This is a genomic window from Paenibacillus sp. Root444D2 (assembly GCF_001426375.1).
Classification (GTDB): domain Bacteria; phylum Bacillota; class Bacilli; order Paenibacillales; family NBRC-103111; genus Paenibacillus_E.
The window spans coordinates 313,132-325,087 of sequence record NZ_LMEO01000051.1 but is presented as its reverse complement, the minus strand read 5'-3'; the positions used below and the strand labels follow the sequence as shown (position 1 = coordinate 325,087).

The 11,956-nt window shown below is 45.0% G+C and carries 10 protein-coding genes; 4 read left to right on the top strand and 6 right to left on the bottom strand.

The window, feature by feature from the left end; all coding sequences use genetic code 11:
• Positions 1 to 59: 59 nt before the first annotated feature.
• A complete protein-coding gene (locus ASD40_RS32935; RefSeq protein WP_057307350.1) occupies positions 60 to 869 on the top strand; it encodes an HAD family hydrolase in 810 nt (269 codons plus the stop codon).
• A 643-nt stretch (positions 870 to 1,512) separates the two neighbouring features.
• Here ASD40_RS32935 and ASD40_RS32930 read toward each other — a convergent pair.
• A complete protein-coding gene (locus ASD40_RS32930; RefSeq protein WP_057307349.1) occupies positions 1,513 to 2,268 on the bottom strand; it encodes a DUF975 family protein in 756 nt (251 codons plus the stop codon).
• A gap of 91 nt (positions 2,269 to 2,359) precedes the next feature.
• Positions 2,360 to 3,934, bottom strand: a complete 1,575-nt coding sequence (locus tag ASD40_RS32925; protein WP_057307348.1) for a phytoene desaturase family protein — start codon at positions 3,932 to 3,934, stop codon at positions 2,360 to 2,362.
• A gap of 155 nt (positions 3,935 to 4,089) precedes the next feature.
• Between ASD40_RS32925 and ASD40_RS32920 the strand changes: the two genes are divergently transcribed.
• Positions 4,090 to 4,281 (top strand): hypothetical protein, encoded by a 192-nt coding sequence (locus tag ASD40_RS32920; RefSeq protein WP_057307347.1) that lies wholly within the window; start codon positions 4,090 to 4,092, stop codon positions 4,279 to 4,281.
• A 43-nt stretch (positions 4,282 to 4,324) separates the two neighbouring features.
• On the opposite strand, the gene ASD40_RS32915 is transcribed toward ASD40_RS32920, so the two are convergent.
• Positions 4,325 to 5,098: a phytanoyl-CoA dioxygenase family protein gene (locus ASD40_RS32915; protein ID WP_057307346.1), complete on the bottom strand. Its 774-nt coding sequence runs from the start codon at positions 5,096 to 5,098 to the stop codon at positions 4,325 to 4,327.
• Between the two features lie 138 nt (positions 5,099 to 5,236).
• On the opposite strand from ASD40_RS32915, the gene ASD40_RS32910 reads away from it, so the two are divergent.
• Positions 5,237 to 6,106, top strand: coding sequence for an AraC family transcriptional regulator (locus tag ASD40_RS32910; protein ID WP_057307345.1), 870 nt, complete (start codon positions 5,237 to 5,239; stop codon positions 6,104 to 6,106).
• A 401-nt stretch (positions 6,107 to 6,507) separates the two neighbouring features.
• Here ASD40_RS32910 and ASD40_RS32905 read toward each other — a convergent pair whose 3' ends face one another.
• Positions 6,508 to 6,714, bottom strand: a complete 207-nt coding sequence (locus tag ASD40_RS32905) for a hypothetical protein (RefSeq protein ID WP_057307344.1) — start codon at positions 6,712 to 6,714, stop codon at positions 6,508 to 6,510.
• An 89-nt stretch (positions 6,715 to 6,803) separates the two neighbouring features.
• Positions 6,804 to 7,682, bottom strand: coding sequence for a LysR family transcriptional regulator (locus tag ASD40_RS32900; RefSeq protein WP_057307343.1), 879 nt, complete (start codon positions 7,680 to 7,682; stop codon positions 6,804 to 6,806).
• 213 nt (positions 7,683 to 7,895) lie between these two features.
• Here ASD40_RS32900 and ASD40_RS32895 point away from each other — a divergent pair, with 213 nt between their 5' ends.
• On the top strand, positions 7,896 to 9,074 hold the full coding sequence (locus ASD40_RS32895) for an MFS transporter (protein WP_057307342.1): 1,179 nt from the start codon (positions 7,896 to 7,898) through the stop codon (positions 9,072 to 9,074).
• 634 nt (positions 9,075 to 9,708) lie between these two features.
• On the opposite strand, the gene ASD40_RS32890 is transcribed toward ASD40_RS32895, so the two are convergent.
• Positions 9,709 to 11,949, bottom strand: a complete 2,241-nt coding sequence (locus ASD40_RS32890; RefSeq protein ID WP_057307341.1) for a glycoside hydrolase family 88/105 protein — start codon at positions 11,947 to 11,949, stop codon at positions 9,709 to 9,711.
• Positions 11,950 to 11,956 lie beyond the last annotated feature (7 nt).

Genomic DNA, 11,956 nt, shown 5'->3' with positions numbered 1-11,956 from the left:
TGACTTCCTTTTATTTATGAAGCAAATTATGTATAGGACATAGGGGAGGATTGTGGACAATGAGACCTATCAAAGCGATTATTTTTGATTTAGACAATACGTTGCTGTGGGATGAACAAAGTATAAATGAAGCCTTTCAGGCAACCTGCCAAGCAGCCTCTGAGTCAGCCAACGTTGATCCTAAAGCACTTGAAAGTGCGGTACGAGAGTCATCTGAGCACCTATTTCGTACAATGGCCTGCTATGAATTTGCCAAAATGATTGAGGTTACTCACTTGGAAGCACTCTGGGGACGCTTCGATTCGAAAGAGCATCCATCCTTTCTTGAACTGGAACAGTTCGCCCCTATTTATCAGAAGGAATCGTGGACACAGGGCTTGCTCAAATTAGGTATCGATGATCCCTTATTAGGTGAGAAGCTTGCCGAGCGATTTGCTCGTGAGCGAAGAGAGCGTCCCTTGGTTTATGAGACAACTTTCGAGGTCTTGAATGCTTTGCATCACAAGTATCAACTACTGCTAATGACGAACGGCGCTCCAGACCTGCAGCAAGAGAAAGTAGACAGCATTCCTGGTTTAGCGGCTTACTTTGATCATATTCTTATATCCGGCACCTTCGGCAAAGGGAAACCTGATCCTACAATATTTGAGCATGCTCTGAATTTGCTTGGAACCACTGTGGAAGAAACTATCATGGTTGGCGATAATTTAGATACGGATATTAGAGGGGCATTAGGGGTTGGCATGCGGAATGTTTGGATCAATCATCATAACCGCACGGCACCTATTCACAATCGCCCAAGTTATGAAATAGCCACATTACCTGAACTGCTGGGTATTTTGGAACCTGATAGTGTTAACGAAGGATGAGCTGAGGTATGCTGCTTCATGTGCTACACCCACCAATTGGAGCAAATAGCTCACCACGTTCTTCTAAATACTGACGTTCCGCTAAATAGTCCGTTTAAGGTCGCGCTACGGCTGACTCAGGAATTCCGTCGACTACAGAAGAAGTTTGTTTTTGGGTTTGTGAGTTTATTAGGGTGATATTGAGATTGTTTTGGGTTTGTGAGTTTATTAGGACGATATTGAGATTGTTTTGGGTTTGTGAGGTTGTTTTATATAAGAAGAATAGATGTCCGGATAGATTCTGTTGGACAGTATCCAATGGAATATCATACAGGAAGTGTTCATAGCAATTCCATTGGAGTAAATACAATGTTTTTTCCGAAAATGGCTCGTGAGTAGGCTTAAGAGAAAATCCCATTGCATATTGTCCAATGGAATCATGTATTCACGAATAGCATGTTGAATTTCATTGGATTTCCTCCAATGGATTTAATCCTATTAACCGCTCAAGCTCAAGTTCTGACTCTTGGAACACATATTTCTCTCCCAGCTAAGTACTTTAGAGGCTCTTGAAGAGGAATTTTATTTTTGGAGATACAAAAAAAGAGCCTATCGATTTCATCGGCAGGCTCCTTTTTGCTATCTCTCTCACAAGTGTCTCTTTTTAAACATAAGGCAAATTCAACTCCGCACTACTGCTTAAACCGTCATGCAACGCCTGCCTACGAAGGACCAAGTAAAGCTCCGCTTTGGTTGAGTTATAGTAAGGCAGTACGAATAAAACACCTATTCCCAGTGCTATCGTTCCTAGAATAAACCAACCAATAAAGGAAAGATCCAACACAAACATCTTCCACTTCTGCCCGCTTGTCATTTGATTGCTGAGATCAACAGCTCTCTTCATCCCAATCCCAGGATTGTCCGCCAAAATATAAGGCGTCATGCTGTATGCATACGACTTCACGATACCTGGAATAATGAGCAGCAAAAACCATAAGAAGTTAAGCAGGCCGCTCCAAAACATACCTTTAACAATTGCAAAGTAATTGCCTTTCGTAAACGAATAAACGAGATAGTTCATGTTTACATCATCTTGTGCAGCTTGTTTAAAATATTGCTGTACGCTCACTTTTAGCGGAGATACAACGAAGATATTAAAAGCTAACGCCACTAGTCCAATCACGACTGCCAAGAAGGCAATGATAAGGATAATAGCAAGACCTGCTCCGTCGGAGACATCACCCATTCCGCCGCTAAACCCAGGAAGACTCATCGATGTACTTCCACCCGAATTATATGAGCAGCTTGATACCCCGCCACTAACCACGGCCAGTACCAAACTAACCAAAAAAGCTTTCCAATACGATGTCCTCAGAACGTTCTTGGCTCTGATCTTTAAATCTCTACGCGTCCAATACAAGTTACCGCCCCCCTATACTTACTATATTTACCACCTAACGTGCAGCATAAATCAGAAAAGCGATATACCCTCAGGAACTCTGCTATTCCTTTTATTTCAACAGCTTTTGCGCGACGATATAACCCGATCCTCCATTGATCCCGTGCCCTGGCCAAGTTGCCGCACCCAACATATATACGTTTGAAATTTCTGTTTGATGACTCGGCTGCCCCGGTAGGGGACGAAACAGGTAGCTTTGCGCCAAATCATGTGCTCCGCCATAAGGATCACCTGGACCAGAATTAGGATTGAATCTGGCAATCGTGTCTGGCGTAACAACGGCATGGCCAATAATGGCACTCGGGATATTAGGGATATGCTTACCTACAATCGAAAGTACTCGCTCAGTGAAACGCTCTGTTAACTCCGGTGTCCAACTGCCATCACCAACATCGATAAGACCAGCGGCATCGCCGCGAGGACGACATGGTACCTCGAGCACCTGAATACGCATGATAGCCTTTCCTTCTGGCGCACGAGACGGATCCAGATTCGTGGAACAATCCACAGTGAAAGTCGGCTTGGCTGGAAGCAAATCCGCCATTCCTTGTGCAATGGCTTGTGTGAAACCATCCAGCCCATCCGTTAAATGCGGCTGACCGACCTTGGTAAACCGAGCATCTGGCCATTGCGGCGGTTCACTCAGAGCGAGATGGATCTGCACACAACCCCTGCCATAGCGGAACCGCTTCGCCTGTTCACGCAACGGAGGACTAATCTCAGCATCAGACAAAAGTGAGAGATATAGTCGATCTGGACTTGTTGACGCAACGACGGCTTGCTTCGCCCGATACTCCTCTCCCTTCGAAGTTCGCACACCAACTGCACGTCCGTTTTTCACTATAATTCGTTCCGCTTCCTGTTCCGTGAGGATGATACCGCCTTGGTCCTGAATGAGCTTGGCAAGTGCTTGAGCAAGTTTTTCGCTTCCACCCTCGGGAATTGGCATTCCCCCTCCCATTAAAGCCATTGCTGTAAGAGGCACCCAAATCCCGCTGCCGACTTCATCAGGTGTACGCCCAAGATGAGATACCCACGGTGCCAACATAGCTCGGAGTACAGGTGATTGAAAGGAACTTACGGTGTTGCGAGCGGTTGAGAAGATGGATGCCGCAAATTCGGAGTATCCTTTACTTCCCTTATTATGTAATAGTTTCTCGATGATAGTTGAGGCTTTGGAGCGCGATAGATCCAGATTAAATAATGCAAAAACATCCGCTGCATAAGGATTGAATGCCTCGAACATGGCCGATAAGGCTGCTCCATCTCCAGGAGCAAGGCGCTCTGCTTCTGCAATTAACGCCTCGAACGATCGTGAGAATACAGCCGTTTGCCCGTCCTCCATGGAGACTCCCGTTGGCAAGTCCGTGTTTAAGTAGCGTAACCCGCGAGCTTCAAGAGCTTCGCCGAGATCTGCATAGGCCGGACCTGTCAATAGAAGAGGGTGTGCCGCTGCATAAACATCATGTTTGAACCCCGGTAAAGTAAGCTCCTCTGTACGCAGGAAACCGCCTGGACGATCATTTTTCTCCAGAACGAGTACGCTCCTCCCGGCACGTGTTAAATAGGCAGCCGTAATTAAAGCATTGTGGCCACTCCCAATTAGGATGACATCGAACGATTTCAACTCCCATTCCCTCCTCACAGTAACTTCCATCATGGATAATACTAACCCAATAGCTGTGAGAGGTTTGCCTCTTCTTGTCGACAGATTCAATCCTATTATCCATTCGCTATTTTAATACGTTATAATAGATTTATCTTAAAATAAGAGGGACAGATATGACGGAATCACAACGTATCAACTGCATGAAATGCGAACATTTCTATATTACATGGGATGCCAATTTCCCTAGAGGCTGCAAAGCATACGGCTTCAAAACACAGACAATGCCCAGTCTTCGTGTACTTTCTTCCTCTGGCAAGCCCTGTATGAACTTTGAACCAAAAGCGGACTCCAAACAGAAGCAATGAGAAAAAAAAGAGGCCACCCTAAGGCGCCTCCTACTTCCTTCTACTAGATGATTTTAAAATCAGGTTTCACCTTCGTGAAATTCGGATTCTTCCCGCTAACCATCAAACCCATTCCCCAGTCAAAATGCGTATTTTCGGTCGGAAAATCACTGGCTTCACGGTATTGGAACAATACATTCCTTCTTGTTCTAGAGCTCTTATTCGACTCTGAGCCGTGAATGGTCAAGTAATTGAAGAACAGAACATCACCCGCTTCTGCTACACAAGGCGTCCCCTCTTTAATCGGATATTCCTTATGATTCAAATAATAAGAGCCTACATGTGGCAAGGAGCCAGTGCGGTGCGAACCCGGAATGACACGCAGGCAGCCGTTCTCCTCATCGGCATGATCCAGATGTACACTTGCAGCTAGCATGGAATGCTTTTCGTGCGGAAAATAAGGGTAATCTTGATGCATCGGGAAAGCTGCGCCATTCTCTGGCGGTTTAACAAGCATTTTGGAATGGTGCAGCTGTACGTTTGGACCAATAATCTGCGTCAGCACAGCAGTCATATTCGGATGAATCACGGCTCGCATAAACGCGGCATCGTGATAATGCACATCATGAAAGCCTTTTAAGACAAGCTTTTTCAGCTCCGCTGCCGGAAGAAAGTCCCCCTGCCATTGGGAATTATGATCAGCCTTTGATTGTGCAGCACGGCTAATGATCCCCTCTACACCTTGTCTCATTTCTTCAACTTCCTGTTGATTGAAAACTCCCTTAACGAGCAAATACCCATTTTCTTTATAAAAATCTACATCTTTTTGTTCGATCACAGGCCATTCCTCCATTTATCCCATTGATATTTATTCGCTTTCTTATTTATAATTATAGGAAAACCAATGGATTCTGTCTTTTTCTCATAAGGACACCTTTTTGCAGAATAAGGACATTTAAATATAAGGATGAAGCCTATGTATCTATGTAAAGAAACCGATTCAATGCTTAATGAAGTCCTAAACGTCATTCACGGACCCGCTGCTTGCTTCAAAATTCAATATTGGGGAGTTAACCCTTGCCTGTTCGATAATCAGCCCCATAAGCATTCTTTCTTTGAGGTTTGTTATATCATTAATGGTGAGGGTGAGTATACGGAAAAAGGTGTTGTCTATCCACTCAGGGCAGGTACACACTTTTGTTCGAGACCGGGGATTAATCATCAAATTCGTACGAAAGAGGGCTTATTAATAGTTTATGTCGCATTCGAATTAGATGAAACACTGAGCGACGATACGATGCGTGAAGCCTTCAGCGATCTAGCTGAGCATGCCGAGGTTTGCATTCATGAAGCTGACAATCACCCAACTGCCCACTTGTGGAAGTCACTTTTGATTCAAGAAGGGAAAGGGAGCTTGCCTTCTGCTGCGATTCCCTCGCTTGCCTACGCACTTCTAGTATCCTTTCTTTCATTATTCGGAAAAGACATGACTAAACCTTACTTTCACCGTAAAAATACACATATTCTGCTGCAGCGCGCCAAGCTTTATATCCGTGATAACTTATCCCAGCCGCTTCATCTTGGACATGTTGCTGGTTATCTCAACGTCTCAGAACGTCATCTATCCCGCTTGTTTTCTGAGGGCATACATGAGACTTTCACCGATTTCATTCGAAGTGAACGCATACGCCAAGCAGCCCACTTGCTTCTGACAAGTGAGCTTTCAATTAAAGAAATTGCCGAAGTCACCGGCTTTTCTTCTGTCCATTATTTTTCTCGTACTTTTATGGAAGAGAAGAAGCTGCCACCAGGCAAATTCCGACAGCAGGAGAAGAATCGTTTGTGAGCTCTATTCAACAGAGCCTTCAAGAAGTAAAAACTCAAGCGTTTTGTCTGCTTGGGTACAAATAAATGATTAGCGAAATGCATGCTGCTGTGTTGAATTTTGGAATGATGACCCACTTCATTGACCTGCTTCAGGATTCATCATCAAAGTAGCAAAATAAAACAAGCAGCAAAAAAGGCATCCAATTACTCCTATTGAATGCCTTTTAATATAAACCTGCTTCAGCTGTTGGTGAGATGCTTTTTTATCACATTCAAATAATTCCTTCTAATGAACAAGAAATAAACGATCTGAAGGAGCAAGAAGATACCCATAACGGTAACCGCGGCTGCGCCGACTTCTACTTTAAATAGCCTTTGCAGCGCTCCTAAAGCAACGGCGGAATGAATGGTTGCCACGATTTACGGAAACAAGAACAATACGCCAAGATCCTGCAATAGCTTTACACGTATGTCTTCTGTTATTTGGATGCTATTTCCTTCAATTTCTAGGCGATTTATGCCGTCATTTTCCTCAGGGGGGACGATTTTAATGGCTTCTTGTTCACGGATAGACACGGTTTTCAAGTTTAATTGCTTGGCGAATTGATTATAAACGCTTGCTTTCATTAAGGGTAAACCAGACCCGTTACTTCAATAAACCCATAAACTGGGTATGCCCAAAAATTTTATTTCGCTTACATATGGGATTAAATTGTCTATTTGGATATCGCCCCAAAATATTCTACAACTACCTCACGGAATTCCAGAGCAGCCCGCGAAATATATCGACTCCTGTGCCATAATAAAGCTATCTCCCGTACCACTTCGTGAGTTTCTACTTGGAGATATTTGATTTGTTCCCGTGAATTCCTTGCCGTGCTTGGTATGAAGGCTATGCCAATTTCGGCTTCCACAAGAGTGATAAGCCTAGCAGGTTCATCCCCCTCATACACATATTTAGGTACAAATCCAACCGATTTGCATACAGAGTCCATTAAATCGCGAGTACCGTAGCCCTTCTTTACTCCTACAAACCATTCATCCTTTAGCTCTGTCAAGGATACGCTGCTTCGATCTGCCAGTCGATGCCCCTTTGGAACAGCTACAAGGATTGGGTCGATAAACACGATTTGACATTCGATGTCATCCCCTTCTATAGGAGGTGAGGACAAGCAAAAATCAACCTCTCCTCTATCAAGAAGCGTAACCATTTCCTGCGTGGTCAGCATTTGCACATGAAATTGAATATAGGGCCGCTTTTTCCGAAACTCTCGAAGGATATTTGGTAATATGCTAGCGGTGGTCACCCCCAATTCTAGTGTACCATGATCCGGGCTGGATAAATCGCTAAGCTCCAGCTTCCCCTGTTCCAATTCAAACAAAGCCCTTTCTGCACGTCGAAGGAATCTGCTTCCGAACTCATTTAATCGCAGCTTCCTACCTATTCGATCGAATAGAGGGACCCCTAGATCCTCCTCCAAGCGTTGAATCGTTTTGCTTAGTGACGATTGAGTAACGTGCAGAATTCGTGCCGCTTCGGTCACATGTTCCAAACGAGCTACCGCGAGAAAATATTGCAGTTGAAGAAGTTCCATTTCGCACTCTCCATTCATTCCTTCAAGTCAATGAGATTATAGCATGAAATGCGTTGGAATAAATAATCGATTTCAAGTACGATGACAATAAGACGCGTTGGGGGTGGGGGACCAAAATTGAGTGCTCGCCAACAGGTGGTTAATGATTTCAGTTGGTCTAGGGATACTATTGAATAGTAAATAGGACAGACTTCATAGAAAGGTTTACACATCATGAATCGTAAATTCGTTGTTTATATTGTGGCGTTTGCCGCATTTCTTGGGCCGTTCACGCAAACCATTTACACCCCGGTGTTACCCGAGGTTGCCAGTCAACTCCACACCACCTCATTCGTCGTAAACTTGACGATTTCGGTGTTTACCTTATTTCTTGCCATCATGCAGGTGATCTATGGTCCGCTCACTGACTCGAAGGGGCGCCGCAAAGTCATTCTTTTCGGGATTTCGCTGTATGTTATCGCTTCGGTTGGGTGTTTTTTCTCCGAAAATATAGGGCTTCTGCTGGTCTTCCGAGCGTTGCAGGCGATCGGAATCGCTGCGGGATCAGTCGTTGCCGTTACAGTCATCAGCGACTTGTTCGATGGAAAAGAACGCGGCCAAGCTATGGGGACATTTCAAATGATGGTTTCATTAGGCCCTGTGCTCGGGCCGGTCATCGGCGGCTTCCTCAGCGGTTTGTTCAATTTTCAATCCGTGTTTCTCGCTCTTGCAGCTACAGGTATGCTTGTGCTGATCCTCAACTACCTTTATCTGAAGGAAACTAAGCCCGACAGCGGCGAGGCCACCCGCTTTCAACTGCGGGATTTCGCAACGATACTACAGAATCGGATCGGGTCGTCGGTTATTTATCTTGGGTTTATTCAATATTACGTGTTTTACAATTTTCTTGTATTTCTGCCGAACATCTTAAGCGAACGTTACGGCTTGTCGGCCGAGCAAAAGGGACTCGTATTTCTGCCGATGTCCCTTTGCATCGTGGTCGGCAGCTTCTTCGGTGGCAAAATCCAAGCACGGATAGACGGAAAAAAGGTCATCGTTCTGACTACTTTTCTAAATGTGTCTTCGGTGTTGTTTTTCATGATCTTCTACTCGATTTCAATAACTTGGTTGTTGGCCGGTATTATCTGCTTCGGGTTATTCCTCGGGCTCTCGCTCCCCGTGCAGACGACACTGCTAACGGGCGCTTTCACGAAAAACCGTGCGACCGCCGTCGGTGCTTATAACTTTTTTCGCTATATGGGAATGGCTTGTAGCCCGATCGTTGGCAGTCTATTCTACCATATGGGTGGCTATTTCCTGATGTTTAGTTTTATCGTATTAGCTTTTCTGGCTTTTGCCTTGCTGTTGTCGCGGCGTCTCCTTGGTGCACAAGCAAGAAAGTCCGCCTCTTAAAAAGATTTCTACGAGTGAGAAAATGAATGAACTGAGTTGTTCAAATTAATCTAAATTTTCATAATTGTTGAGACTATCAGCATTCACAAAATGTAAACTCTATACATAAAAATGAATACTGTTCCTTCAAACTAAATCCACAAATACACGCAAAACATTCCGTAACTTATTAAATAAGTTACGGGGTGTTTGCTTTTCAAATTCTCTTATATTAAGCAATCTATTTAAATTACATTTATATACTTAAAACAGAATTATTATTTGAAAATGTATCAAATACACATTTAATAATTGGTTGCAGACCATTTTCATAAAAGAAATCAAGTTCAAAAACCCCATTCCATTTGTCTCCACGCAGTCTATTCGTCTTGATTAAACAGGGCTTTGTGGTTTCAGATATTATGGGGGTCTCATCTAAGGACATGCTTAACGCCATTGCAAACGGTGAAGAAGATCCTAAAAAATTAACACGCCTCGTGTGATGTTTCATAAATAATTATAAAACGGAGCCCGCAAACCCGCGTGACTCCGTTTGTTTTGTTAGTAAAATTCCATTTATGCAATATATGCATAAATATTCAAACAAGCACCCTTTCCCACTGATCATATTAAGTAATGATCTCATTACACAAAGTCAATCGAATGACAAGTACCCCTTCAATTTCGCGACTTCAGTTCCGGCCAGCATCATAATGCCAATTCCATGATTATCATTGGTTACCGTACGAAGATCCTCATTGTAATATTCGGGATGAAACGCATATCTAGAGCCGCTGCACACACCGTGTACGTTGCCTTGGCGGTCTATGGCGATTCGGCTTAGACCGTTCCAAGCTAAAATGGCGGCCTCCGCAAAACGATTTGATTCGCGAAGCCAAGAAAAACGGACGCCCCGAGCAAAAGCATAGGCAAACATCGCAGTGCACGACGCTTCCAAATAGGTTTCGGAAGCATTCAACACCTGATGCCATAGACCACTGTCCGATTGCAGGACTAAATAGCCTTCACACAGCTCATTAAAAAATTCGAGCAGCGCCGGTCGGTCTTCGTGCGTCTCCGGCAAAACTTCCAAAACCTCCGTCAAGGAGAACAACACCCAACCGTTTCCGCGGCCCCATGGTATGCCTGTTGCACGCCCATACTTAAAATCATAAACATGGGACATAATCCGCTGCTCCGGCATGAATAAATAATTTCTAAATCGTAAAAACTGCTTTGCCGCTTCATCTAGCGCACGGGCATCACCCGATATTTCAGCGTAACGGCGCAAGAACGGCGTACTCATGTATAAATCATCGGCCCACATGGTATCCGCTGAATATTCCCCTGGACACGTTCGGTAAAACGCTCCGTCCTCACGACGTTCCAGCTTGTTCAGCATAAAGTCCGCGATCCGGGAGGCCACAGGTAAAAAGGCGTTATCGCCGCATTCCCGGTAGGCTTCGAGCATAGCCGAGCCGAAGGAACCGCAGTTGTCGAGCATTTTCATCATAACCAGCTGCTGGTTGATAGCGGGAAAGCCATATTGCTCAGCGTCCCAGAGAGAATACTCGAACATATCCGTACATGCTTGAACGTGTTCCGTGGCATAACGAATCATGTCCGGTCTATGGAGAAAACGTCCTGTTTGAAGCAACCCGTAAATCGTAACACCGAGCGGATAATCCCAACGGGCATAATTGGTCATTGTGCCTACTGTCCATTTGTTGCTCAGCATAGAGTTCTCATAATAAGGACGAATCCAAGCATGAGGAAGGTCCAGCCGCCAGTAAGCGTAGTTTGCCTTTTCCTTTACTTCTCTTGTTGTCGCATACAAACGATCTGTTCGCTGCAAGTCGCTTAGCTCGGGATCCGCCTCCACTTGGAACGGTCCGACATACAGCCAGGCCGCATCTCCTGATCCATGCACTTGATGGGGAGCATATAGATCAATGGGAGCGCCGCCTATGGAAGCAGTTAACGTATACTCCCAAACGCCTTCACCGCAAATACTTTTCACAAGCAAATCGTATACTCCGTTAAATAACGGAAGCTCAAGAGCATAATGGCCGGCCTTATTTTCTTTCACCGTCTCTTTTCCGTTAATCCATACCGTAATGGGTCCCAAAGAAGTGATAACCATATTCACAGGATGGCTTCCGGCTAAATGCTGACGAAAGCGGGTCCAAGCAAAAGCAAGCTTGCCCGACTGGCGGCCATACATTCTTTCTAAAGAAGGAAGCTTACGTTCTTCCTCGTTCCACTGGCACTCGGGAAACCAGCTTAATCCGCTGTTCTTTTCGAAAGAAAACAGATCGGGCAGCTTGGTTTCATCTGGCACAACATCCTTGTCGACGGGTGCGGAGAATACCCATCCCGCCTTTCCCTGTCTTTCCTTAAACGGAGCCAGTACATTCAGTATGCGGACCTTCGCTTCGTCCGATCCGATCAAACAGCCAAAGCCGGCTGGTGTATGCTTCATTTTGATGAACAAGGTGTTCCAGCCTTTTGTAAAGGTGACATTCAGCTTCACGCTTGCGTCCGGACTCATCTCGTCTATGACATTGGAGCGATAGGTTAAACTGCCGTTAAAAAAAAAGCGGACCGGACCCAGGCAGCGGATGATGATATCCAGATTCCGCTCCTCATCGCTCCAAACAACGCCTGCACCATAGGCCCATTGCCCTGGCTTGGCGCTTGGAAACCGCTGGCTTAGGTCGATTTCAAATAGACCTTCCTTATTTTGCAGCACGCCTGATTGATGAAATGTACGGTAGACAAACCCAGCCTGCGGATTGGCCCCTATGTACCGCTGCGCCAGAACCTTCAGGATTTCGGCGTCATTGTCGCCAAAGCGGTAATGGGCGCTTTCTTGTTCTTGAAAATAAACAGTCATGTTATCT

What these genes read in the sequence shown, in the direction of transcription:
- ASD40_RS32935 (WP_057307350.1), top strand. Translation starts at nt 60, where the DNA reads ATGAGACCTATCAAAGCGATTATTTTTGATTTAGACAATACGTTGCTG.
- ASD40_RS32920 (WP_057307347.1), top strand. Translation starts at nt 4,090, where the DNA reads ATGACGGAATCACAACGTATCAACTGCATGAAATGCGAACATTTCTAT.
- ASD40_RS32910 (WP_057307345.1), top strand. Translation starts at nt 5,237, where the DNA reads ATGTATCTATGTAAAGAAACCGATTCAATGCTTAATGAAGTCCTAAAC.
- ASD40_RS32905 (WP_057307344.1), bottom strand. Translation starts at nt 6,714, where the DNA reads ATGAAAGCAAGCGTTTATAATCAATTCGCCAAGCAATTAAACTTGAAA.
- ASD40_RS32900 (WP_057307343.1), bottom strand. Translation starts at nt 7,682, where the DNA reads ATGGAACTTCTTCAACTGCAATATTTTCTCGCGGTAGCTCGTTTGGAA.
- ASD40_RS32895 (WP_057307342.1), top strand. Translation starts at nt 7,896, where the DNA reads ATGAATCGTAAATTCGTTGTTTATATTGTGGCGTTTGCCGCATTTCTT.
- ASD40_RS32890 (WP_057307341.1), bottom strand. Translation starts at nt 11,949, where the DNA reads ATGACTGTTTATTTTCAAGAACAAGAAAGCGCCCATTACCGCTTTGGC.